27 protein-coding genes are annotated in these 23,473 nt (G+C 66.8%); 8 read left to right on the top strand and 19 right to left on the bottom strand.

Going from position 1 to position 23,473, the window contains the following annotated elements; all coding sequences use genetic code 11:
* The 17 genes from Q5923_RS08960 to Q5923_RS08880 form a co-directional block, all read right to left on the bottom strand.
* A partial coding sequence (locus Q5923_RS08960) for a BMC domain-containing protein (RefSeq protein WP_303133564.1) occupies positions 1-123 on the bottom strand: 123 nt, incomplete at its 3' end.
* Positions 124-147: 24 nt separating this feature from the next.
* Entirely contained in the window at positions 148-444 is a 297-nt protein-coding gene (locus tag Q5923_RS08955; protein WP_062530906.1) for a BMC domain-containing protein, read from the bottom strand.
* A 13-nt stretch (positions 445-457) separates the two neighbouring features.
* Entirely contained in the window at positions 458-724 is a 267-nt protein-coding gene (locus tag Q5923_RS08950; RefSeq protein ID WP_009278957.1) for a hypothetical protein, read from the bottom strand.
* A 2-nt stretch (positions 725-726) separates the two neighbouring features.
* Complete coding sequence (locus tag Q5923_RS08945) at positions 727-1,818, bottom strand: hypothetical protein (RefSeq protein WP_062530904.1); 1,092 nt, start codon at positions 1,816-1,818, stop codon at positions 727-729.
* Positions 1,819-2,486: 668 nt separating this feature from the next.
* Positions 2,487-3,236, bottom strand: coding sequence for a type 1 glutamine amidotransferase (locus Q5923_RS08940; RefSeq protein WP_062530903.1), 750 nt, complete (start codon positions 3,234-3,236; stop codon positions 2,487-2,489).
* Positions 3,233-4,585 carry a MurT ligase domain-containing protein gene (locus tag Q5923_RS08935; protein WP_072500030.1) on the bottom strand — a complete coding sequence of 451 codons (1,353 nt, stop codon included), beginning with the start codon at positions 4,583-4,585 and terminating at the stop codon, positions 3,233-3,235. The genes Q5923_RS08940 and Q5923_RS08935 overlap by 4 nt, the downstream gene beginning before the upstream one ends.
* Entirely contained in the window at positions 4,585-5,085 is a 501-nt protein-coding gene (locus Q5923_RS08930) for an Asp23/Gls24 family envelope stress response protein (protein WP_072500476.1), read from the bottom strand. The genes Q5923_RS08935 and Q5923_RS08930 overlap by 1 nt, the downstream gene beginning before the upstream one ends.
* A gap of 150 nt (positions 5,086-5,235) precedes the next feature.
* Positions 5,236-5,604, bottom strand: coding sequence for a DUF2273 domain-containing protein (locus Q5923_RS08925; RefSeq protein WP_009278952.1), 369 nt, complete (start codon positions 5,602-5,604; stop codon positions 5,236-5,238).
* A gap of 3 nt (positions 5,605-5,607) precedes the next feature.
* The gene (gene amaP, locus Q5923_RS08920) at positions 5,608-6,369 is read right to left on the bottom strand and encodes an alkaline shock response membrane anchor protein AmaP (RefSeq protein ID WP_072500031.1); all 762 of its coding nucleotides are present in this window, start codon (positions 6,367-6,369) and stop codon (positions 5,608-5,610) included.
* Positions 6,370-6,517: 148 nt separating this feature from the next.
* Entirely contained in the window at positions 6,518-6,886 is a 369-nt protein-coding gene (locus Q5923_RS08915) for an arsenate reductase family protein (protein WP_072500032.1), read from the bottom strand.
* A 39-nt stretch (positions 6,887-6,925) separates the two neighbouring features.
* Complete coding sequence (locus tag Q5923_RS08910; RefSeq protein WP_009278949.1) at positions 6,926-7,486, bottom strand: DUF454 family protein; 561 nt, start codon at positions 7,484-7,486, stop codon at positions 6,926-6,928.
* Between the two features lie 106 nt (positions 7,487-7,592).
* On the bottom strand, positions 7,593-8,558 hold the full coding sequence (locus Q5923_RS08905) for a bile acid:sodium symporter family protein (RefSeq protein WP_072500033.1): 966 nt from the start codon (positions 8,556-8,558) through the stop codon (positions 7,593-7,595).
* A gap of 119 nt (positions 8,559-8,677) precedes the next feature.
* The gene (locus Q5923_RS08900) at positions 8,678-9,040 is read right to left on the bottom strand and encodes a hypothetical protein (protein ID WP_062530890.1); all 363 of its coding nucleotides are present in this window, start codon (positions 9,038-9,040) and stop codon (positions 8,678-8,680) included.
* A 22-nt stretch (positions 9,041-9,062) separates the two neighbouring features.
* On the bottom strand, positions 9,063-9,914 hold the full coding sequence (locus tag Q5923_RS08895) for a PTS system mannose/fructose/sorbose family transporter subunit IID (protein WP_062530889.1): 852 nt from the start codon (positions 9,912-9,914) through the stop codon (positions 9,063-9,065).
* A gap of 2 nt (positions 9,915-9,916) precedes the next feature.
* On the bottom strand, positions 9,917-10,780 hold the full coding sequence (locus Q5923_RS08890) for a PTS sugar transporter subunit IIC (RefSeq protein WP_062530887.1): 864 nt from the start codon (positions 10,778-10,780) through the stop codon (positions 9,917-9,919).
* Between the two features lie 38 nt (positions 10,781-10,818).
* A complete protein-coding gene (locus Q5923_RS08885; RefSeq protein WP_009278944.1) occupies positions 10,819-11,316 on the bottom strand; it encodes a PTS sugar transporter subunit IIB in 498 nt (165 codons plus the stop codon).
* A gap of 28 nt (positions 11,317-11,344) precedes the next feature.
* A complete protein-coding gene (locus tag Q5923_RS08880; RefSeq protein ID WP_072500034.1) occupies positions 11,345-11,776 on the bottom strand; it encodes a PTS sugar transporter subunit IIA in 432 nt (143 codons plus the stop codon).
* A 285-nt stretch (positions 11,777-12,061) separates the two neighbouring features.
* On the opposite strand from Q5923_RS08880, the gene Q5923_RS08875 reads away from it, so the two are divergent.
* The 7 genes from Q5923_RS08875 (at position 12,062) to Q5923_RS08845 (ending at position 18,994) form a co-directional block, all read left to right on the top strand.
* On the top strand, positions 12,062-12,898 hold the full coding sequence (locus Q5923_RS08875; RefSeq protein WP_303133551.1) for a Cof-type HAD-IIB family hydrolase: 837 nt from the start codon (positions 12,062-12,064) through the stop codon (positions 12,896-12,898).
* Between the two features lie 409 nt (positions 12,899-13,307).
* Complete coding sequence (sufC, locus tag Q5923_RS08870; RefSeq protein WP_072500036.1) at positions 13,308-14,069, top strand: Fe-S cluster assembly ATPase SufC; 762 nt, start codon at positions 13,308-13,310, stop codon at positions 14,067-14,069.
* Positions 14,070-14,097: 28 nt separating this feature from the next.
* Complete coding sequence (sufB, locus tag Q5923_RS08865; protein ID WP_072500477.1) at positions 14,098-15,516, top strand: Fe-S cluster assembly protein SufB; 1,419 nt, start codon at positions 14,098-14,100, stop codon at positions 15,514-15,516.
* Positions 15,516-16,637, top strand: a complete 1,122-nt coding sequence (locus Q5923_RS08860; protein WP_072500037.1) for a SufD family Fe-S cluster assembly protein — start codon at positions 15,516-15,518, stop codon at positions 16,635-16,637. The genes sufB and Q5923_RS08860 overlap by 1 nt, the downstream gene beginning before the upstream one ends.
* Positions 16,634-17,902 carry an aminotransferase class V-fold PLP-dependent enzyme gene (locus tag Q5923_RS08855; RefSeq protein WP_072500038.1) on the top strand — a complete coding sequence of 423 codons (1,269 nt, stop codon included), beginning with the start codon at positions 16,634-16,636 and terminating at the stop codon, positions 17,900-17,902. Before Q5923_RS08860 ends, Q5923_RS08855 begins: the two co-directional genes overlap by 4 nt.
* The gene (gene sufU / locus Q5923_RS08850) at positions 17,895-18,395 is read left to right on the top strand and encodes a Fe-S cluster assembly sulfur transfer protein SufU (RefSeq protein WP_303133547.1); all 501 of its coding nucleotides are present in this window, start codon (positions 17,895-17,897) and stop codon (positions 18,393-18,395) included. Before Q5923_RS08855 ends, sufU begins: the two co-directional genes overlap by 8 nt.
* Positions 18,396-18,502: 107 nt before the next feature.
* Positions 18,503-18,994 (top strand): Rrf2 family transcriptional regulator, encoded by a 492-nt coding sequence (locus Q5923_RS08845; RefSeq protein WP_009278936.1) that lies wholly within the window; start codon positions 18,503-18,505, stop codon positions 18,992-18,994.
* A gap of 138 nt (positions 18,995-19,132) precedes the next feature.
* Here Q5923_RS08845 and hcp read toward each other — a convergent pair whose 3' ends face one another.
* Positions 19,133-20,746: a hydroxylamine reductase gene (hcp, locus tag Q5923_RS08840; RefSeq protein ID WP_303133545.1), complete on the bottom strand. Its 1,614-nt coding sequence runs from the start codon at positions 20,744-20,746 to the stop codon at positions 19,133-19,135.
* A gap of 112 nt (positions 20,747-20,858) precedes the next feature.
* On the opposite strand from hcp, the gene Q5923_RS08835 reads away from it, so the two are divergent.
* The gene (locus Q5923_RS08835; RefSeq protein WP_083558295.1) at positions 20,859-21,584 is read left to right on the top strand and encodes a Crp/Fnr family transcriptional regulator; all 726 of its coding nucleotides are present in this window, start codon (positions 20,859-20,861) and stop codon (positions 21,582-21,584) included.
* A gap of 149 nt (positions 21,585-21,733) precedes the next feature.
* Here the strand turns inward: Q5923_RS08835 and ptsP are convergent, their stop codons facing one another.
* Entirely contained in the window at positions 21,734-23,437 is a 1,704-nt protein-coding gene (gene ptsP / locus Q5923_RS08830; RefSeq protein WP_303133542.1) for a phosphoenolpyruvate--protein phosphotransferase, read from the bottom strand.
* Between the last annotated feature and the right edge of the window lie 36 nt (positions 23,438-23,473).

Raw genomic sequence — 23,473 nt, 5'->3', positions numbered from 1 at the left:
GATGTAGCCGGAGGCGGTGTTCTCGTAACCGATGAGCCTGACGTCTCCCGCCTTGCACATCGCGTCACCCGCCTCGAGCACCCACACCAGGCCGAAGGTCTCGATGGCGCCGAGCGCGTTCATAGCAGAATCAGACACGGGATCCTCCTAGTAGTCCACGTCGTGCACCGAGACGACGTCGCCGATCTCTGGCACGGGGCGCTTCATCACGTTGTGGGCAGTGAGCTTTCCGATGCGGGCGGCCGCCTCTGCCCCCGCCTTGACGGCCGCCTCGCAGGCGGCGACGTCGCCCGTCACCACGACGGTCACCAAGGTCGAACCGACGTTCTCGTACGACACGAGCTCGGTGTCACCCGCCTTGAGCATCTTGTCGGCGGCCTCGAGCGCGGGGACCATCCCGATGGTCTCTATGAGACCGATTGCCTGCTCTCCCCTGTATCGCATGGGCTGCTCCTCGCTACTTGATGTAGGAATCGATCGTCTTGCGCTGCTCGTCGGTCGCGCGGTAGTAGACGCGCAGATCGCCGGCGGGGTCGAGGTCGAAGCGAGACTCCTCGATGAGGGCGTTCTTCTCTGCCGTCATCAGGGCCTCCTGCACCTTGTCCTTCGTGAAGGCGGCGAAGCCGGAGTACTCGCCCTCGAGGGCCTCCAGGACGTCGTCCGCGCACGCCTCGTCGACGGTGGTGAAGTGCTTGAGGATCGCGTAGTTCAATGGCCTGCTCATGCTTACTGCTCCTTCTTAGACAGGTAGTCCGCAGGGTTGACGGCGACCAGGAAGATGCCGACGACCATGACCGCCGCGGCGATCCATGCGATGGGCGCCAGGGCGTAGCCGTTGATGCCCATGGCAAGCCCGACGATCAGCCAGGTGAAGAAGGGTCCATGGAAGGTGTAGGTGCCGTTGCAAGCCATGCCCAGCGCGGTGCCGCACATGGAGTTGCCGCGATACCAGCGGGCGAACGAAAGGTACGCGCACAGGCCGCTCAGGATGAAGAAGACGAGCGAGGGGAGGTCAGTGAGGGCGTCACCCACGTAACCGAAGGTCTCGCCAAGAGAACCTGCCCCGACGAGGGTGAGGACCGGGAGCACCACGATGAGGTTGAGGATGCCCGAGGTGGTCTGACGGATGGTGATGCCGATCTGCGAGTCGATCATCGCGGTGCCATAGCCGGCGATGCAGCCCTCCGCACCCCAGCCTACGGCGGCCAGGAAGGCGAGCGCCAGTCCGAATCCGGTGCCAGCGGGCACGTCACCGGTGAGCCCGGTGGAGCCGATCATGACTCCCGCGATGACACAGACCACGATGCCTGCGACCATGTGAGGCTTGAGGGGCTGCTTGTAGAGGACGCGGGCGAGAATGGCGCCGACGGCGGGGTTGAGCGCGGCGATGGGCACGGCAAGGGTGCCGGCCTGGCTCAGCGCGATGACGTAGGCGACGCTGGCGATGGGGCCTCCGACGGCTGCAGCGCAGATCATGATGACGCCCGGCTTGGTCTTGAGCGTGCGACCGAAGTCGGCGAGCTTGCCCTGGGCAGCGGTGATGATGAGCGCCCAGACCGCGCTGATGCTGTCGTTGAGCGTGGAGGCGATGGCGGGGAGGATGAACACGGCGAGGAAGCTTCCCGCGGTGACGGTGGTCGCCCACCCCACCCATGCTCCCGTGTTCTGTGCGGCCGTGATGAAGGCCGTGTAGAAGCCATACAGAAGACCCGAGAACAGAGCGACCAGGATTCCCTTCTTGAAGAAGTTCTGGTCGAGCTGCCTCTTCTTCTCTGCTGCCAGCGAGTCGCTGGCGACCGTCGTGGATCCCTCAGCCATTCCCCCCACCCTTCCAGAATCGATTCGTCACATACCGCTCCTTGCGCACGTGGCAAGGAGCCGCCGCACCAATGCGTTCGGCGGTAATTGGGACTCGTTTTAGGGATTGCCCCTTGGGGAAGGTCAAGGGCTCTTGCGCGGCACGTTCAAACGGAACGGGCCAAGGGGGTGAGCGGCGTAAATTCATTGGCAAGCGGCAGGGTTTCCTACCTTTCTTTTCCTCGCCTTAAAAATGCTCGTCGCTCACAAGCATTTTTTTGTGCACGACGGGCGGCTGTTGCGTATATGCTGCAGTCTTGCTCGTAATTTCCCCGGCACACGCTCATGGATCACGTCCGTGCTGGTAGACGCAGGTTCGCCCTGTCGTCTCAAGCAGCTTTCCCATCGTGTCAGACTTTGGGAGAAATCTTGGATAGTCCCTTGCGGTCACCACGCACGCCATCGAAAAAACTGCATCGAATTACACTGCAATGCATGCGTCGAGCGGGATGCGAGGCCCCCACGCACCAACGGCGCGAGCCGCAGGACGGCCGCCGTCCAGACGTCTGGGACGACGGACGTCCTGTCGGTACGTGCCTGCGTGCCTCCCCGCGCGTGCGTCCCGCCATTCCGATTCCGGCGGCGCGTCGCCTCGTGTCGCAAGCGTCTATCCGCCTGCGGCCCGTCGGTCACATCCTTGGTGTCGCGTGGGCCAGCATGCGATCGAGCATCACCTGATTGGCGGCGAGCTCCTCCGAGTCGTCGAGCGGCTCCAGCTCCGCCGTGCCGTACCTGCGCTCCAGGGCGCGCAGGAGGAGGTGGTCGGCAACCCCGGGGTTCTTGGGCAGCAGCGGCCCATGCACGTAGGTGCCCACGACGTTCTTGTAGAGGCAGCCTTCGAAGCCGCTCTTCCCATCGTTGCCGAAGCCGCTCACCACCTCGCCCAGGGGTTCGACGCCGGGTCCCAGGTGGGTCCTGCCCCCATGGTTCTCGTAGCCCACGATGGGCTGGGGGCTGATGCGGCTGCGCACCGCCACGTTGCCGATGAGCCGGGGGGTGGCGCGGGTCGTCTCGAGGTCGACGAGCGAGAGACCCTCGACCTTCTCGCCCCCCATCTCGTAGCTGTGGCCGAGGAGCTGGTAGCCACCGCAGACCGCCGCGAGGACCCCGCCGTCCTCGATGAACGACTCGAGCTCCGCACGCTGGTCGAGCAGGCGCTCGCACACGATGCGCTGTTCGCGGTCGGTTCCCCCTCCTATGAACACCATGTCGAAGTCGACGAGGCTCGGCCTGTCGCCCATGTGCACCTCGGTGATGCCGCAGCCAAGGCCGCGCCAGGCAAGGCGGCGTCGCAGCACGAGCATGTTGCCCGAGTCTCCATAGAGGTTGAGGAGCTCGGGGAAGAGGTGCGCGATGCGCACGCCATGCGCATGGCTCATCGGCGCCCACCCTGCCTTTCCAGCTCCTCCTTGGCAGGGAAGAGCGCTGAGTAGTTTGCCAGCACGTAGAGAGGGCGGTCGGTCGGCACCCCAGAGAGCCTGCCCACCACCTCCGAGACGCTCTCGCAGACCTGGGCGTCGATTCCCGCGTACTTCATGCGGACCTGCACGTCGTTCGCCCGCGTGCCACCGGCGAAGACGAGTGGCGCGCGTCCGCCCTCCACCATCCGTTCGAAGTCGACGTCCCAGATCCACGAGACGTCCGTCCCGTCGTTGGCGTTGTCGTTCACCAGGACGAAGAGGGCCTTCTCGCGCTCGTCCTGCTCGAGCAGGCTCAGGTTCTGGTTGAGCCCGGCAGGATTCTTCGCCAGGTTGAGGACGACCTCCCTGCCGCCCACCTCGAAGCGCTGGAGGCGGCCGTTCTCGGGATGGTAGCCGTCGAGGGTCCTCTGGAAGTCGGCGACGTCCACGCCAAGAAGGCTCGTCGCGGCGAAGGCGGCCAGGAGGTTGTAGACCATGTAGGTGCCACCGAAGCCCGCGCTGACGCGGGAGCCCGGGGCAACGCCCGGACCAGAGACGTCGAACGACACCCCCTCGCGCCCGACCTCGACGCCGGTGGCCACGAAGTCGAGCGTCGGCCGCGCGAAGTCGCCGTTGGGACAACGGAACGCACCAAGCTGGGCATAGCTGCGGTAGAGGTACTCGAGCTCCGCGCCGCACACCTGGCAGAAGCGCGCCTCGGGCACCCTGTCCTGGCGAAGTCCAAGGTCCTCCCCTATGCCAAACGAGAGGACCCTCGTGCCGCCCGCTGCGGCCCTCATGGCAACGCTCACGCACAGGGGGTCGTCCCCGTTCACGACCAGGGTGGTGCCCGAGGACCCGAGCAGGGCCCGGACGATGGTGTCCTGGACGCGGTCTATCTCTCCCGCGCGGTCGAGCTGGTCCCGGAACAGGTTGAGGAGGACGAGGTAGTCAGGCCTCAGCTGGGGGAGGATGTGCACGGTCGAGAGCTCGTCGGCCTCCATGACCGCGAAGTCGGCCTCCCTGCCGGGCAGGAGGGCCGAGACGACGCCGGGCGCCATGTTGGCGCCGACGCGGTTGCAGAGCACCACGTTGCCCGCCCCCTCGAGCGCCGCGGCGATCACGTTGTTGGTCGTGGTCTTGCCGTTGGTCCCGCAGACGACGACGGAGGCGCGCCTGGCCTTGCGGGCAAGCTCCCCCATGAGCTGGGGGTCTATGGCCAGGGCGAGCCTCCCTGGAAGCTGGGAGGCGTTGCGGTGGAGCACGCTCGAGAGGCCCCAGTGGGCGAGCCTGCCCGCGCCCGTGGCAAGGGCGCTTCTGACCGACACTAGCGCCCGTCCTCTTCCGTCGCCTCGGCAACGGCGTCCTGGCGGGACTCCTCGGACTTGCTGGCGGCATACTCCTCGGGCGTGAGAACGTCCTCGATGCGCAGGTTGACCCCCGCGACCTCCAGTCCCGTCATGCCCGTCACCTGCTTGACCACGGTGCGCTTGACGTCCTCGAACACCTGGGGCGCGTAGGCGCCGTACTCGATCAGCACCGAGATGTTCACGCGCACGGCCGAGTCCGGCGTGACCTCGACGGTCACCCCCTTGCGCGCGTCGCTGGCGCCCAGCACGTCCTGGATGCGGTTGAGCCACCCGCCCTTCATCCCAATGACACCGGGCACGTCGCGCATCGAGATGGCGACGATCTTCTCGATCACGCCGTTCGAGAAGGTGAGGGAGTCCTCCGAGTCGAGGTCCTCGTCCTCCCCCGCCAGCTGTACGGCCTGGCCCTCGGCCGGCCCCTCGTCTGCGGGGACGACCTCGGTGGCAATCGGCTCCACGGGCGCGGACGCCTCGTCGGCCTCGCCTGCGGGGGTTCCCCCCGCCAGGTCAACGACCTCCTCGGCGATGGCGTCGGGCTTCTGGGTCTTGGGTTCGGACATGGCTGTCTCCTCTCGGATGCCTGTGCTGGTCAATGGGGGTTCGTCACGTTAGCCCTGGTTGCCCCTCAGGACGCGCTTGATGGCGTCGAGCGCCCGGGTGTCGCCATCGAGGCTCTGCCCGACCACCACTCCGACGGCCACGCAGAGCGCGACGAAGAGGGCCCTCCACAGCCCCAGGGCAAAGACGAGGACCGCGACGCAGAGGCCGGCGAGCCCTCCCACGACCGCTCGCTCGTGCCCCCTTGCCATCCGTCGCAGCGAACTTCTGAGCTCGCGCGCGGAGGTCTCCTCATTGGGGCCCTGGCCTGTGCGCACCTCGGGCGAGAGGTCTCCCTCCTCCCCATTGGGAGTACCTTTCACCTGCGGCTCCTCGTCGCTCGCATCCTCTATTGCGAGCCGTGGCCTCTTCTCTGCCATGGGCTACCCCTCCCTCGGGACGGACGGTGCGTCCTCGTTCCCATGGGCCGCGCGGCCCATGGGAACCGTGATCTCTGACGTGTCGCCCGAGTCGGCGGGCGTGGGGTCGGCAGACCGATGCGCCAGGGCGTCCTGCCCAAGGTCCGTCTTGGCCACCGTGACGGCACCCATCGGCTCGGGCTCCGCCGGCGGCTCGAGGGACGGCTCGGCTGCGATGGCCCGGGCATCCGCGAGCTCGGGCTCGCTCTGGTACTCGCTCGCGTCGAGGAACTCCAAGTCTATAGAGTCGACGTTGTCCCCGCAGACGACGCGCAGCCCGGACGCGAGCCTCTCGTGGAGGTCGGACCCGGCCTGTGCCACGTCAACCGTGTGCACGGGCTGGACGCGCGCGGCCACGCTGACCTTCCCGCGCCTGCCGATCCGCACGTCGACCCTCTTGGCCCTGAGGAGGTCCCCCTCCTCGATGACGTGGGTTGCCTGGGAGGCGATCGCGTCGCGGGTCACGCTCACGTGGTCGGATCCCTCGCGCGCGACCTCGACCGTCGGACGACGGTGCTGGGCGAAGATGGAGCGAAGCAGGAAGAGGAGGAGACCGCCGGCAAGGACCGCGGCCATGCCCTCCACGACGTAGTAGTAGACGTCGACACCCATGAGGGCCGTCGCCTCGCGAGTCCAGGGACCCCACCAGGGCAGCACCAGCGCGGCCAGGGCGAGTAGCCCGGCCAGCGAGAACACGAACAGGCACAAGCGCTTCATGATGCCCATGAGCCAACACCCCTCCCTCGGGCGCCACCCTGCCGTGGCGCAGACGTCAGCTCAGAGGATAGCGCAGGGACGAGGCGGGGCGGACATGGAGTCGGCGCGCCACGCACCCCGCACGACAAAAGGCGGGCACGGGCCGTGCCAGGCATCCCTAGAGGAGGCGGCCCTCCCACTCCCGCTCGCGAAAGCCGACGAGCGCGAAGCCGTCGCCCACCACGAGGGGCCTCCGCACCAGCATGCCGCTCGTGGCGAGAAGCCCGTAGCACTCCTCGTCCGTCATTCCGGCGTTGAGCCGAGCCCTCACGCCCTGCTCGCGGTAGAGCGTGCCGCTGGTGTTGAAGATCCTGCGGATGGGAAGGCCGCTCAGGCGATGCCAGGCGGCAAGCTCCTCCGCGCTGGGGTTGTCCCGCACGATGTCCCTGAGCTCGTACGGGATGCCGTGGTCGTCGAGCCACCCCAGGGCCCTCTTGCAGGTCGAGCAGCGCGGGTGGCAAAGGACCAGCAGGTCACGCTTGGACATGGGTCCCTCCCTTGGACGTTGGCCCGTGGTGGCGTGACGCTAGCGCCCGCCGCCCTTGATCGTAGCCTCGGGGTCGCGCACGTACAGGTAGAGGTAGCACCAGCTGACGACCCATGCGAGCGACACGACGATGCGAAGCCCCCAGCGGACGTAGCGCGCGATGGGCAGGACGAGCGAGGAGGCCAGGAGCAGCGCCATCCCCACCGAGATTCTCGTCATTACGACGTCCTTGCGACGGTGCGCCATGACGGGACGCCTCGCCTTTTCCTGGGGCTCGTTGAGCTTCTCGATGAGCCAGCGGTAGATCCTGGTCGACCTGAGGAAGCGCCCGAAGGACGGGAAGGCGTGCGAGAGCGATATCGCGGCGAGCACCCAGAAGGGGATGGCGGGCAGCACCGGGAAGATCGCCCCTATGACGGCAAGGACCACGCACGCCACGGTGGCAAGCAGATAGAGCGCCCGCTCGGCAGGGGTGGGGGGCTCGTCCTCGTCGAAGTCCAGGTCGAGGAAGGGGTAGCGGTTACCGCTCCTCTTGCGCGCGCGTCGTGCCTCGACGCGCATACTGACGCCACCGAGCTTCCTCTTGCCTCGTGCCTTCATTCACCACCGCCCGTCACAGAGGGCGCCCCCTTGGGCGCGAACTCCCCCATCCTATCCAAGCGGTGGCGGAGAGGTGTGAAGTTCCCACGCATTCCCGCGGGCGTGGCTACGCCTCCGGGGAGGGCTCCCCCTCGCCACCGAAGCGACGCCCGAGGAGGGAACCGAAGGCGGCGGCGAGGAACTGCTGGAACAGCGTCCCCATCATGACGGGAAACATGACGGCCGGGCCAAAGAAGCGCTCTGCGATGACGGCACCGGCGCTGATGTTGCGCAGCCCGCAGTCGAAGGTGAGCGTCACCGCCTGGGGCCTCCCCAGCCCCATCAGCTTCCCCAGCAGGAGCCCGATGACGAACCCCGCGCTGGCGAAGCAGCCGACGAAGAGCATGATCCCCAGCAGGCACGGGCTCAGGTGCAGCATGTAGTCGGATATTCCCGTGGAGTTCGCCGCGATGATGAGGACGAGGATCACCCTGCAGGCAGGGGAAAGCGCGGGCGAGAGGACCTCGCCTCCCCAGCCGTGGCTCAGCTGGTTGACGGCCATCCCGGCCAGGGCGGGCAGCGCGATCATGAGGAGCATCTCCTGCATCATGGCCAGCGGGTCCATACTCACGGTCGCGCCCACCAGAACGGAGAGCGTGAGCGGGATGCTGAGCGGCGAGAGGAGCGTGGAGGCCATGAGCGTCGCCAGGCCGAGCGTCACGTCCCCCTCGAAGAGGCCGACCCACATGATGGAGACGACCCCGATGGGGACGCTGTACTCGAGCACGAGGCCGCAGGTGGTCTGGGGGTCCCGAAAGATCGCCTGGCCGAGCGCGCAGGCGACCGCCGGCATGGCGACCGAGGTCACCAGGAGGGCGACGATGAGGGGAAGCGGCCTCCTCAGGCAGGCGAGGAGGTCGTCGAAGCCGCTCGTGAGGGAGCCTTGGAAGGTCATGAGCGCGAACAGCGCCGGCACCACGGGGTTGAGGCGGGAGAACACTCCCGGCAGGAAGATGCCTCCCGCAAGGCAGAAGGGCACGATGTAGATCATATGCCCTGCGATGAACCTGCCAAAGGCCTGCCACCTAGCCATGCGACGCCCCTCTCCACGGAGGAACATCCTACGCCAAGCGTCGGCGCGCACCGCGAAGAGAGGGGCAGCCCGCAACCTTCCGGTCACGGGCCGCCCCGTCTGCCAAGCATCGGTCTGGGCTACGCGTAGCGCCTGCTGGAGCTCTTGGGGTCGATGGGGACCTTGCCGTGCTCCGACTCGTAGGCCTCTATCATGCGGTCCACGTTGCGCTTGGCGTTGCGGATGCCCAGGTGGAGCACCACTGACGCAGGCACGGAAAGGACGAGGAGGGCTATTCCCGCCACGCCCGCCCGCCTGTCTCCGGCCCCGTAGAAGCCCCATCCCACGAGGATGGCACCAACCGCCAGGCCAGAGTAGGCAAGGCGCTTCCAGGTCTCCAGGCGCATGATCGCCTGGGTCTGCAGCTCCGCCTCCCTGAGCAGGGCGTCGCGCGCGGGAGCGCGCCCACCCCTCCGTGACTGCCTGCCGTCCGCCTTCGCCATCTGCGCTCCCAGCCGCCCGCGCCTAGTAGGAGAGGCCGGGGTTGAAGATGGAGGTGTTGATGCCAGGGATCGTGATGCAGCCCACGAGTGCGACGATGACCAGGATCAGCATGACGATGGTCGGCGAGATCTTCTTCTTGGTCATGAGCCACCAGCACAGCCAGACGAAGAAGAAGTTCAGGGCCTTGGGCATGATGCCGTCAAGCGTGTTCTGAAGCGCGAAGGAGGAGTCCGCGCCGAACTCGACCGCGAAGGAGGTCGAGATGTTGATCCACGTCGCCGCGACGGCGCCGATGACCATGGTGCCCACCATGACGATGGAGCTGCGCAGGGCCGCGGACTGGGGACCGACGAGGGCCTCGACCGCCGAGCCGCCCAGGGAGTAGCCCTGGTTGTAGGCGAACTTCATGCCGAAGTACATGAGCACGTTCCAGGCGACGATGTAGAAGATCGGGCCCAGGGGGTTGCCGCCGGTGGAGAGGCCCAGGGCGATGCCCAGCAGGATGGGGATGAAGGTGCCGACGATGATGGAGTCGCCGAGGCCCGCGAGCGGGCCCATCAGTCCGGCGCGGATGCCGTTGATGGTCTCGGCGTCCATGGGCTCGCCGTTGGCGCGCGCCTCCTCGAGGCCGACGGTCAGGCCGACGACCATGGTGCCGATCTGGGGCTCGGTGTTGAAGAAGGTGGTGTAGGTGCGCAGCGCCTCGACCTTCTCGTCGTCGCTCTCGTACAGCTCGTCGACGATGGGAAGCATGGCCCACAGGTAGCCGAAGGTCTGCATGTGCTCCTGCGAGAAGCAGGTCAGGTTGCCGTAGATCCAGTGGAGGAACGACGCCTTGCGCGCGGACTCGGAGGTCTTCTTGAGCTCTGCCATGATTAGATGTCCTCCTCATCGTCGTCGTCGACCGACGCCGCCTGGGCAGCCAGAGCCGGGCGGTTGGTCTTGACGGACTGGATCTCGAAGTTGATAAGTGCGAAGAAGACGGCGATGATGGCGGACGCGATGAGGTTGCAGCCCATGACCGCGGCGAGCAGGAAGCCCACAGCGAAGGTGACCCAGTCAAGCGGCTTGGTGATGACCTGCTTGCAGAGGATGCCGACGCCGACTGCGGGGAGCAGCGAGCCCACGGTGAAGAGGGTCTTCATCGCGAGGCCATCCATGGGGAGGTACTCCTTCATGAGGTCGACCATCGTGGGGCCTGCCATGCAGATGACCACGGTGGGGATGAAGGAGAACAGGATGTGGGAGACCCAGGGGAGCACCGTCTCGACCATGGGGATGGTCTTCTTGATGTTGTCCCACCTGCCACCCTCGACGGCCTTCCAGCCGATGCCCTGCCACACGAGGTTGAGGGTCGCGGTGCCATAGAAGAGGACGGTTCCCAGGGTGCCGACTGCGGCGCCCAGGGCGGCGGCGAGGCCGGTGGCGGCGTCGGACGAGGGGTCGAGGCCCTGCGCCGAGATTGAGAGCATGGCCAGCGGGATGCCGATGTAGGTCACGGCGCGCACGTCGGCCGAGACGGTCCCGCCGGGGGTCACGAGCGCGATGTAGACGACCTGGATGGCGGCGCCGACGATGATGCCGAGCTGCAGGTTGCCCAGGATGATGCCCACGACGAGGCCACCCACGAGGGGACGGCCCAGGGTGTAGTTGCCGATGGTCGTGCCACCCATGCCCGGAAGGGATGCGAGGCACGCGAAGATTCCAAGCAAGACGGCTTGGAAGATGCTGATCGTCATAGTCAAACCCACCTTCCCAGTAGTGGTTCGCGCCAGCGCTAGTGGACGTCGAACTGGCCGCGGAACTTGGGCCAGTCACCGATGGACACGTCGGGAAGCAGGGCGAACTTGACCTCGTAGCCAGCCTTGGCCATGTCCTCGAAGGCCTGGGCCTCCTCGGCGGTGATGGACTGGTTGTTGCCCAGCTTGGTGGTGCCGGGACGGTCGTTGCAGGGTCCGACGACGACGCTCTTGACGTCGGAGGGGACGAACTTCTCGTCGACGAGGATCCTCTTCATGTCGAGGGGGTTCTTCGTGATGAGGAAGTAGCGCGACGCCGAGGAGAGGACCGTGTCCTTCTTCTCGAGGAAGTGCTCCATCGTCCAGACGAAGATCTTCTTGTCTGGCGCGGCGCCCTTGTAGGCGGCCTTGAGCACGGAGTTGCTCGCGGCCACGTCGTTGACGGCGATGATGCCGTCGCAGGGCCGCTCGAGGGCCCAGCGCGTGACCGTCTGACCGTGGATCATGCGGTCGTCAATGCGAACGAACGAAATCATTTCCACTCCTCTTGTCTGCCTGCATTGCCTACAGGTCGTCCTCGTCCTCGTCCTCGACCTGCAGCTGAATCTCCCTGACCGCCTCCTTACCGTCGTTCAGGATGCTCGCCTTGAGCGCGGCATCGTCGAGTCCGTCGTCGAAGCCCATGAGGGCGGCTATCGCCATGGCGAGGTTGAGCCCGCCAAAGGCCACGGTGTTGCCGAGGAGCCCGGCCTCGGTGAGGGTGTTGAGGGCGTTGGTGAGGGGCGAGCCGCCCATGATGTCTCCCAGGACCACGACCGAGTCCTCCGGCCTGATGGGGGCGATCGTCTGCCGCACGCCCTCGACGTAGGCATCTGCGCCGACGCCGTCCTCCATGCTGTGGGCGAGCACGTCCTCGCGCGGCCCCAGCAGCATGTCGATGACGCTCTTCACCCCAGGCGCCATCGTTCCGTGGCTTACCATGAGCAGATACCTCATAGGACCTCTCCCTTCGCGTCGTCCGCGCTACGGGGTGCGGCTGGGACTGCTGGCTCGCAGTGGGTCGACCAAGCCGGTGACCTAGTGCAGACATGCCAATACAATCTCACCAAGTATACACAATTCTGCCAAAGAGCCTCCATAAGTTTGCGTTTTTGCTAATGCTCGGAACAGCATGCGGGCACCGGCCGAAAAGGTCCGGGAATGGCGAGGGGGGACTCTCCCCTTCCGCCGCGGTGAGTGGCGTGGGATACAATCCATGCAGTGCCGAACAAGGAGGGACGCATGTACAAGATCGTTGCCAGCGACATGGATGACACCTTCCTCGCGAGCGACCACACCATCCCCGCGGCGAACGTCGACGCCGTGCGCCGCCTGCGCGAGCTGGGCTGCCTCTTCGTCCCCTCCTCCGGGCGCGCCTACGGCTCGATCATGGAGTCCCTGCATGCGCTTCCCTCGGACCTCCTCGAGGGCTCCTACGTCATCTCGTACAACGGGGGCTGCATCACCCGCGTGGGGGACGACGCGCCGCTCTCGTCGCACTCCCTCCCCTTCGAGCGCGTGCGCGCCCTCTTCGAGTACGGCCTCGAGCAGGCGGGGCTAAGCTTCCACGTCTACGAGCTGGGCGGGAAGGTGTGGACCTATCGCCTGCAGCAGGACGAGCGGGACTATCTCGAGGGCCACATGGGCCACGAGGAGCTGCGGGAGGGGTCGATCGACTTCCTGCGCGACGTGCCCCTGGCGAAGATCCTCTACTGCCTCCCCGACGGCCTGTCCGAGCTGCACCGCATCCTCGACCAGATGCCGCGCGAGCTCTGGGAGGGGACCCTGCCCACCTTCTCGAGCCACCGCTACCTCGAGTTCAACCCCGAGGGCGTGGACAAGGGGGCCGGCCTCAGGAGGCTGGCGGAGCTGCTCGGCGTGGGCACAGAGCAGACCATAGGCTGCGGGGACTCCCTGAACGACCTGGCCATGATTCGTGCCGCCGGGGTGGGCGTGGCCGTAGCCAACGCCAGCGACGGCATCGAGCTCGAGGCCGACTACCACGCCCGCTCGACCAACGACGACGGCGTCATCGCCGAGGTCGTGCGCGAGCTGGTGGAGCCCGCGGCCCGGAGCTAAGGGCCCAGCACCAAAGAGCCCCACATATTACCGGCGGGGACCGACATCGGTAGCGGCCGGCTCATGGACCTTTCTGGGGCATCCATGCGCCGCGTTCGCAAAAAAATGCGCACGGTTGCACCGAATTATGGAGACGTTCGGCGTTTGCCCAGGTCGCAATCAGCTGAAAGAAATCCAATGCGCAGTTTTTCGGGGCATGACACCATCCGTTCGCTCCATGCCGCCCAAGGTGACTCGAGCTGCGACGCGACGAGGCGACGCGGCATGCGATTTTTCACGAACAAGGCGCCCGCATGTCGCACAACGGGGTAAAATACCCCCCTGTAAGTAGGATTTGGATCGGGACGGCGCGGCGGGGGCCGCTCGTCCCGCCCACGACAGCGCGTGCGCGCACCCAGAGAGAGGCACCATGTCCAGTCAGCTGCTCAGCATCTCCGGGCTCTCGGCCGGGACCGAGGACAAGCCCATCCTTCATGACATCGACCTCGAGGTCGGCACGGGCCAGACCCACGTCCTCATGGGGCCCAACGGCGCCGGCAAGTCGACGCTGGGCCACGTCATCATGGGCGACCCCAGCTACCGCGTGAGCTCCGGCAGCATCGCCTTCGACGGGAAGGACGTCACCTCCCTCTTGCCCGACAAGCGCTCCCTCGCGGGCATCTTCCTCTCGTACCAGGCGCCCGTCGAGGTGCCCGGCGTGCCCCTCTACAGCTTCCTGCGCACCATCTGCCAGATGAGGCCCGAGCTCAAGATGACCGCCCGCAGGTTCCGCGAGCGCGTGGCGCAGATCTCGGAGCAGCTCGACATGGACGACGCCTTCCTCACCCGCGAGCTCAACGTGGGCTTCTCGGGCGGAGAGAAGAAGAAGGTCGAGATGCTGCAGCTCCTCCTCCTGCGCCCCAAGCTCGCCATCCTGGACGAGACGGACTCCGGCCTGGACGTGGACGCGCTCTCCATCGTGTCGCGCGGCATCGAGGCCTACCGCAGCGAGTGCGGCGGCGCGCTCCTCATGATCACGCACAACACCCGCATCCTCGAGAGGCTCGACGTCGACCGCACGCACGTGATGGTCAAGGGTCGCCTGGTGGCCGAGGGCCCCGCCTCCCTCATCGACGAGATCGACTCCGACGGCTTCGCCCGCTTCGAGTCCGAGCAGATTGCCGAGGCCTAAGGTGAGCGAGAGGCAGAACGCGGGCGAGGTGGACGAGAGGGGCCGCTCCAAGGTCTCCGACGTCGACCGCTCCCTCTACGACTTCGTGAAGAGCGAGGAGGGCTACGAGCGCTACGACGACGGCCTCACGCCCGAGATCGTGCGCGCCATCAGCGCAAAGAAGGGCGAGCCCGCCTGGATGCTCGACATGCGCCTCGAGGCCCTCGAGGTCTTCCACGAGCGCAAGATGGCCGACAACTGGGGCCCGGACGTGTCGGGCCTGGACATGGACCACATCTCGACCTACGTGAGCCCCCAGACCAAGCAGGCCCGCGACTGGGACGACGTGCCCAAGGACATCAAGGACACCTTCGAGCGACTGGGCATCCCCGAGGCCGAGCGCGAGAGCCTGGCCGGCGTCGGCGCCCAGTACGACTCCGAGATCGTCTACCACAACATGCGCGAGGAGGTCGCAAAGCAGGGGGTGGTCTACACCACGATCGAGGACGCGCTGCAGGACCCCAAGTGGGAGGCGGTCGTCCACGAGTACTTCGGCAGGCTCATCCCCATGCGCGACCACAAGTTCGCGGCACTGCACTACGCCGTGTGGTCGGGCGGCTCCTTCGTGTACGTCCCCGAGGGCGTCACGCTCGACTACCCCCTGCAGAGCTACTTCCGCCTGAACGCCTCCGGCGCCGGCCAGTTCGAGCACACGCTCATCGTGGTCGAGCCCGGAGCAGACCTGCACTTCATCGAGGGATGCTCCGCGCCCAAGTACTACGAGGCCAACCTCCACGCCGGTGCCGTGGAGCTCTACGTGAAGGACGGCGCGCGCCTGCGCTACTCCACCATAGAGAACTGGTCCAAGAACATGTACAACCTCAACACCAAGCGCGCCACCATCGGCTCCGACGCGCGCATGGAGTGGGTCTCGGGCTCCTTCGGCAGCCACGTGAGCTACCTCTACCCCACCACCATCCTGCAGGGCGACCGCTCGAGCTGCGAGTTCACCGGCATCACCTTCGCCGGTGCCACGCAGGACCTCGACACGGGCTGCAAGGTGATCATCAACGGCGCCGACTGCACGACGTCCGTCGACACCAAGTCCATTTCCAAGGACGGCGGCATCAACACCTTCAGGAGCTCCCTGGTGATCGGCCGCCACGCCGACAGGGCCAACGCGTCGGTGTCCTGCTCCTCGCTCATGCTGGACGACATCAGCCGCTCTGACACCATCCCCGCCATGGACGTGCGCAACCGCACGGCCCAGGTGGGGCACGAGGCGACCATCGGCCGCATCTCGGACGACACCGTGCTCTACCTCATGAGCCGCGGCTGCTCGGAGTCCGAGGCCCGCACCATGGTGGTCAACGGGTTCGCCAACCCCGTCTCGAAGGAGCTCCCGCTGGAGTACGCCGTCGAGATGAACAACCTGATCAAGCTCGAGATGGAAGGGGCGATCGGCTAATGGCAGAGACGATTGCCGAGGCGCCGTCGTACGCGGCCGTCGAGCACGTGAACCAACCGCCCGCGCAGACCTGGAACCACCTCAGGATCAACGGGTGCAGCCTCAGGCTCCCCTCCCCCGCCCGCAAGGGAGAGGTGCTCGCGCGCCTGCCTAGAATCTTCTCCCAGCTCGAGTGCGGCATCGGCGACGAGGCCGTGAGTTGGGTCGAGTCCGTGGCGGGAGACGCCCGCTACGTGGAGGTCCCCCAGGGGACGCGTCGCGCGGAACCTATCGTCGTGGACGTCGACGCCAGCGGTTTTGCCGTCGAGGACACCGGCGTGATGCTGCGCGAGGGCTCCGAGGCCACCGTCGTGGTCTCGGTCCGCGGCCAGGGCGGCCACTCCGCCTCCCTCCTCCGCGTCATCGCCGAGGCGGGCTCCAGGCTCCACCTCGTTGAGGTCGTCGCTCCCGGCAGTGGGAGCACCCACCTCGAGGGGGTGGGCATCGAGGCCGCCGAGGGCGCCCGCATCGAGGCGCGCCAGTACGCGCTGGGGGGCAAGAGCCTGGCCATGGGCTTTGCCACCAAGCTCGGGGGCACGTCGTCGCGCCTGCAGCTCGACTGCCGCTACGTCGTGCGCGACGCCGACGAGCTCGACGTGAACCACGTCGTGCGCCAGCTCGGCCGCAACAGCCGCAGTGACATCGTCACCTCGGGCTTCCTGGGCGAGAGGGCCCACAAGGCCATGCGCGAGACCATCGACCTCACGCACGGCGCCAAGGGCGCCCGCGGCAACGAGACCGAGACCGTCCTCATGGGCGGCGACGAGGTCGTGAACAAGACCCTTCCCGTCATCCTCTGCGACGAGGACGACGTCCAGGGCAACCACGGCGCCTCCATCGGCTCCGTCAGCGCCGAGCAGCTCGGCTACCTCACCGACCGCGGCCTCAGCGAGGAGGAGGTCAACGACCTCTTCGTGCGCGCCATCTTCGACGACGCCGCCATCCACGCGCCCGAGGCGAGCTCCCGCGAGGCCGCACTCGCCCGTGCGGAACAGCTGCTCGGGCCCGAGGCCGCCCGCGACGTGGCCGAGGGCCTGGGCCTCTCGCCTGCCACCACCGACGCCAGGGAGGTGTCCGCATGAGCCTCGACGCATCCCAGCTCGCGAGCATCGCGGAGAACCCCTACAAGGATGACTTCCCCCTGCTCGCCAAGCATCCCGAGATCTGCTTCCTCGACAGCGCCGCCACCTCCCAGCGGCCGGCAGCCGTGCTCGACGCACAGAGGCGCTTCTACGAGGAGATGAACGCCAACCCGCTGCGCGGGCTCTACGGCCTGTCGGTCGAGGCGACCCAGGCCATCGAGGGCGCGCGCGACCACATAGCCCGCTTCATCGGCGCGGTGGACGACGAGGGAAGGCCCCAGGGCAGCGAGGTGGTCTTCACCCGCAACGCCTCGGAGTCGCTCAACCTCGTCGCCCAGACCCTGGGCAGGAGCGTCCTGCACGAGGGCGACGAGGTCGTCGTCTCGATCATGGAGCACCACTCCAACATCATCCCCTGGCAGCAGGTCTGCGCCCAGACGGGCGCCCGCCTCGTCTACCTGAGGCTCGACGACGACTTCCGCATCACTCAGGAGGAGCTCGAGGCGAAGGTCGGCCCCAAGGCGAAGATCGTCTCGGTGACGCAGGTCTCCAACGTACTGGGCGTGCAGAACGACATTCCCGCCATCTCCGCGCGCGCCCACCAGATGGGCGCCCACATGGTGGTCGACGGGGCGCAGAGCGTCCCGCACCTCAAGGTGGACGTCCGCGAGCTGGGTTGCGACCTCCTGGCCTTCAGCGCCCACAAGATGGGTGGCCCCATGGGCATCGGGGTCCTCTGGGGCAAGGCCGCCCTCCTCGACCAGATGCCCCCCTTCCTCACGGGAGGCGAGATGATCGACTCCGTGAGCGAGACGGACGCGGTCTGGGCGCCCGTCCCACAGAAGTTCGAGGCGGGCACGCAGGACGCGGCGGGCAGCTACGCCTTCGACGCGGGCCTGGGCTACCTCGAGTCCAAGGGCTTCGCCGCCCTGGAGGCGCGAGAGAGGCTCCTCTCCGCCTACCTGACCGAGAGCCTGGCAGCCCTCGACTTCGTCGACGTCATAGGCCCCGAGGACGGCTTCCGCCACGTCGGTGCCGTCGCATTCAACGTACGTGGCGTCCACCCACACGACGTGGCCTCCATCCTGGACGGGTCGGGCGTCTGCATCAGGGCCGGGCACCACTGCGCCCAGCCCCTCCTCTCCTACCTCGACGTGGCCATGGGCAGCACCTGCCGCGCGAGCGTGGCGTTCTATAACGACAAGCAGGACATCGACCGCCTGGTCGACGGCCTCAAGACGGTTTGGCAGGTCTTCAATGGCTAACGCGAACGTCGCGTCCCTCTACAACGCGCAGTTCATGGACCACGTGTCCCATCCCGACTACAAGTACCCGCTGGAGGACGCCACCCTCACCCACGAGGGCGTGAACCCCTCCTGCGGCGACGAGCTCACCTTCTACGTCCGCCTGGGGGACGACGGCACGATAGAGGAGGCGGCCTACCAGGGCCACGGCTGCGCCATCAGCCAGGCCTCCGCGGACATGATGAGCGACCTCGTGGTGGACAAGACCCCCCAGGAGGCCATCGGGCTCTGCAAGCTGTTCGGTCGCATGGTGCGCGGCGAGGAGACCGACGCCGACACGCTCGCGCAGCTGGACGAGGCCGCCTCGCTCAGGGACATCTCGCACATGCCCGCACGCGTCAAGTGCGCCGAGCTCGCCTGGCGCACGCTCGAGGAGATGCTCGAGGCCGGGAGCGAGGAGGCCAGCGTGGCCGTTCCCTTCCACACGCACGAGCACGACGGGGCGAACGACTAGACGAGGGCAGGCGCCTGGGGAGAGGACCACCACGTCCCCATCCCGCGCACCCACATGCACGTAGGACGACCACGGTAGGCGGCAGGGGCGAGAGGGGGTAGGCACGGATGGCTGGCATGTTCTCCACCAGGGGCAAGTACGCCCTGCGAGCCATGGCGGACCTTGCCATGCACGACGGGTGGGTGTCGCTGGGCGACGTCTCCCGCAGGCAGAACATCTCGCGCAAGTACCTCGAGCAGGTGGTGTCACGCATGCACAAGGTGGGCTACGTGCAGAGCCTTCGCGGCAAGGGCGGTGGATACCGCCTGAGCAAGCGACCCGAGGAGTACACCCTCGGCCAGATCCTTCGTGCGGCAGAGGGCTCGCTCGCGCCTGTGGCCTGCCTCGACTGCACGAACGGCGAGATCTGCCCCATCATCGACACCTGTCCCACCGTCACCGTGTGGCGGGACCTCGGGAAGGTCACCGCCGAGTACCTGGACAGCAAGACCCTGGCGGACATCGTCCGCGACAGGCAGGAGATCGCAGGCCTCACTGACTGGAACCCGCGCGAGAGCCGAGGACCACAACAGAGTCAGGGACGCGTGAGCTGCGACTAGTCACCCTGAGCCAGGGAGCGCACCCCCTGGCGTTGTCGCGACAGCCGGCTCCGGACGGCTCGACCTTCCCGGCAGAATGACGCCCGCATCCCCTCGGGGGGGTGCGGGCGTCCCTTTGGCATGGCTCCGTCCCGAGCCCTAGGCCAGGCACTTCGCCAGGTCGTCCTCGACGTTGGTGGTGGGGGCGATCCCGTAGTTCCTCACCAGGACGTCCAGTACGTTGGGCGAGATGAAGGCGGGCAGGGAGGGCCCCAGCAGGATGTCCTTGATGCCCAGGTGCAGCAGAGTCAGGAGGATGCAGACCGCCTTCTGCTCATACCAGGAGAGCACGAAGGAGAGGGGCAGCTCGTTGACCCCGCAGTCGAAGGCCTTCGCGAGCGCCACCGCGACCTGGATCGCTGAGTACGCGTCGTTGCACTGGCCCATGTCCAGGATGCGCGGAAGGCCGGCCACGGTGCCCAGGTCGAGGTCGTTGAAGCGGAACTTGCCACAGGCCAGGGTCAGGACCACGGAGTCCTCGGGCGTCGCCTTGACGAAGTCGGTGTAGTAGTTGCGGCCGGGCTTGGCGCCGTCGCAACCGCCCACCAGGAAGAAGTGGCTGATCCGACCAGCCTTGACGGCGTCGACCACCTTGTCGGCGACGCCCAGCACGCTGGCGTGGCCAAAGCCCACGGTCACGCGATGGCCGCCGTTGATGCCCGTGAGCTCCTGGGGTTCGGCATAGCCGCCCAGCTCCTTTGCCTGTGCGATGAGTGCCGAGAAGTCCTTGTGGCCCCTCTCGTCAGCCTCCACGTGGGCGCAGCCGGGATACTCCACGACCCCCGTGGTCCACACCCGGTCGCCATAGGAGCCGCGAGGGGGCATCAGGCAGTTCGTGGTCCAGAGCACGGGAGCGGGAATGGCGTCGAACTCCCTCTGCTGGTTCTGCCAGGCGGTGCCAAAGTTGCCCTTGAGCTGGGGGTAGCGCTTGAGCTCGGGATATGCGTGGGCGGGGAGCATCTCGCCGTGGGTGTACACGTTGACGCCCGTGCCCTCGGTCTGTTCGAGGAGCTCCTTGAGGTCGCAGAGGTCGTGGCCCGTCACGACGACGAAGGGGCCGGGCTCGACGGTCAGCGGAACCTCGGTGGGAACTGGGGTCCCGTAGCTCGAGGTGTTGGCCTCGTCCAGGAGCGCCATGCACTCCAGGTTGACGGCGCCGGCCTCGTCGACCAGCGCCAGCAGGGCGTCCGCGTCATCCAGCTCGGCGATTCCCGCCAGGGCCTTGTAGAAGAAGGCGCTCACCGCCTGGCTGCGGCGGCCGAGAGCGGCGGCATGGTAGGCATACGCCGCGATGCCACGGATGCCAAAGAGCACGAGCGACTTCAGGGAGCGCAGGTCGACGTCCTCGGCGTGCCACACGAGGTTCAGGTCGTAGTCAGGCGTGTCATCGCCGGGCGCGATGCCGTCCTTCGCGGCATGGACGCGCGCGATCATGGCACGAACGGAGTCAGCATCGAAGTTGACGTTGGTGATGGTCGTGAAGAGCCCCTGCACGACGACATCGTCCGTGAGCGCGTTGGGCGTGGCGCCAGACATCACCGCCTGGGAGAGGGCCACCATGGCGCCCGTGAGCTCGTCCTCGAGTCGGGCGACCTCCGCCGACTTGCCGCAGACGCCCTGCCCGGAGCTGCAGGCGACCCCACGCGCGGTCTGCTCGCACTGGAAGCAAAACATCTCCTGTACCTTCTCGGGCGTAAGCGTGGTTTGAACCATTCTTCTCCTCCTTGCCTGACGGCCCTTTGGCTGCCGTCCCCGTCCTTCGAGAAGAAGGGTATTGCTATGATTCAAACGTTTCCGTTGCTTTTACAACATAAAGGGAAGAAATATGACAAAATCGAGAGAGAAGGAGACGGCCAAGGTCCCGACGGGCCTCTCGCTCGTGCCCAAGGAGCTTCTCCCCCAGGTCGAGGCCGCACGCAGGACCCAGCTCTTCTCCGGCATGGACGCGCTCGAGGTCGCCCGCATGCTCCCCTGCCTCGGGGCGAGGACGGTCTCGTTCGAGGAGGGCGAGTACGTCCTGCGCGTGGGAGAGCGGGACGCCCACGTGTGGGTGGTCGAGTCGGGCGAGGTGCACGTGATCCGCGAGGACTGGCTCGGCAATCGCAACATCCAGGGCAGCTTCGGACCGGGAGAGTCCTTCGGCGAGGCCTATGCCTGCTCCCCAGACGCCAAGCTCCCGGTATCCGTCGTGGTGGTGAGGGACGTCCGGCTCCTCAGGCTGGACGTCCGCCGCATGCTGCGGACCTGCTCGTCCGCCTGCCCCTTCCATCTGCGCCTCCTCTCCAACCTGGTAGGGCAGATGGCCTCCAAGAACCTCATGCTGGGAAGCAAGCTCCGCTACCTCAGCCAGCGCAGCACGCGCGACAAGCTCCTTGCCTTCCTCTCCGACGAGTCGGCACGCCAGGGCAGTCCCAGCTTCGCCATCCCCTACACCCGCCAGCAGCTCGCGGACTACCTCTCGGTCAACCGGAGCGCCCTCTCGAGCGAGATCTCGCGCCTTCGCGACGAGGGCGTCCTGCAAAGCGAGAGGAACCAGTTCACGCTCCTGTAGGTGGAAGCCAGCACGAGGGCGCCATGGCCCGGGTTCCAGCAGGCCTGGCGCCGGTCGGCCCTGCCAAGACGGGCGAGGCTTCACAAAAGGGAGGGGGAGGGCGCCAAGGCGGCGGCCCTCCCCCGACGGAGTCTATGACGCGCCAAGAGCTACTTGGCGGCCGCCTGCAGGACGGCCTTGACCTCGGCCGCGGTCTTGAGGCTCAGGACCTTCTCCGTGAGGGCGTCCGCCTCCTTCTTGGTCCACTCGCTGATGATGCGGCGGGTGCGCAGGATCGAGGGGGCAGAGACGGAGTACTCGCCCAGGCCGAAGGAGATGAGCACGGGGATGAGCAGCGGGTCTGCCGCGGCCTCGCCGCACATGCCCACCATGATGCCCGCCTTGTTGCCCTCGGTGATGATGCGCTTGAGCGAGCGAAGCACCGCGGGCTGGTAGACCTCATAGAGGTAGGCGACGCAGTCGTTGCCGCGGTCGGCGCACATGGTGTAGCCGATGAGGTCGTTGGTGCCGATGGAGAAGAAGTCGCACTCGGCGGCGAGGTCGTCGGCGACGAGGGAGGCCGCGGGGGTCTCGATCATCGTGCCGACCTCGATGTCCTTGTTGTAGGCGACGCCGCGGGCGTCGAGCTCCCTCTTGCACTCCTCGATGAGGGCCTTGGCCTGGCGAATCTCCTCGAGGGAGGTCACCAGCGGCAGCATGATCTTGATGTCGCCGAAGGCGGAGGCGCGCAGGAGGGCGAGGAGCTGGACCTTGTACTGCTCGGGGTTGTTGAGGCAGTAGCGGATGGCCCTGAAGCCCATGAAGGGGTTCTCCTCCTTCTGGAGGTTCAGGTAGGGGATCTCCTTGTCGCCGCCCACGTCGAGGGTGCGGATGATGACCGGTTGGTCCTTCATGCGCAGGGCGACCTTCTGGTAGGCAGCGAACTGCTCGTCCTCGCTGGGCAGCTCGGAGGCGTCCATGAAGAGGAACTCCGAGCGGAAGAGGCCGATGCCCTCGCAGTCGTGCTCGGCGGCGTTGTTGGCGTCCTCGGGATTGCCGATGTTGGCGACGAGCAGGACCTTGTCACCGTCGCCGGTCACGGTGTCCTTGCCGCGATAGGCCTCGAGCGCGGCCTTCTCGTCCGCATACGCCTTGGCCTTGGCGCGGTACTTCTCGAGCTCGCCTGCCGTGGGCTGGGCGACGACCCTGCCCTTGCTGCCGTCCACGACGACCATGTCACCCGTCTTGATGTTGGTGGTGGCGCCTACGACGGAGAGCACCGCGGGGATCTCGAGCGCGCGGGCGATGATGGCGGAGTGAGAAGTACGACCTCCGGTCTCGGTCACGATGCCGGCGACGTTCTCCTTGTCGATGTCGGCCGTCATCGAGGGGGTGAGCTCGTGGACGACGACGATGGAATGCTCGGGCAGGGTGGAGAGGTCGACGACCTCCTTGCCCAGGAGGTCGGCCAAGAGGCCGGTCTTGACGTCGGCGACGTCAGCCGCACGCTCGCGGAAGAGCTCGTCCTCCATGTTCGAGAACATGTTGTAGTACATGTCGTAAGCCTCGCTCACGGCCTGCTCCGCGCACATGCCGGAGTCGATGGAGCCGTTGACCTTCTCCTTGATGCCCTCGTCCTCGGCGAACTCGATGTGGGCACCCATGATGAGGGCCGCCTCGTCGCCGACGCTCTTCCTCATGCGCTCGATCTGGGCGTTGGTCTGCGCGACGAACTTCTCGAGCGCGGCGTCGTAGCGCGCCTTCTCCTCGCCCGCGTCCTCGGGCACCTTGGGTGTGAAGCTGAGGTCTGGGACAACCGCGACCTGTGCCACGCCGATTCCATAGCCGTCTGATGCGTTGACGCCTTCGAACATAGGGTCCTCCAAACGATTCGATCCCAATAATGTGGT

The sequence above is a fragment of the uncultured Olsenella sp. genome, assembly GCF_959602185.1.
Taxonomy (GTDB): domain Bacteria; phylum Actinomycetota; class Coriobacteriia; order Coriobacteriales; family Atopobiaceae; genus Olsenella_I; species Olsenella_I phocaeensis.
Note: the sequence above shows the minus strand (reverse complement) of the source record. Positions and strands in the feature narration are given on the sequence as shown.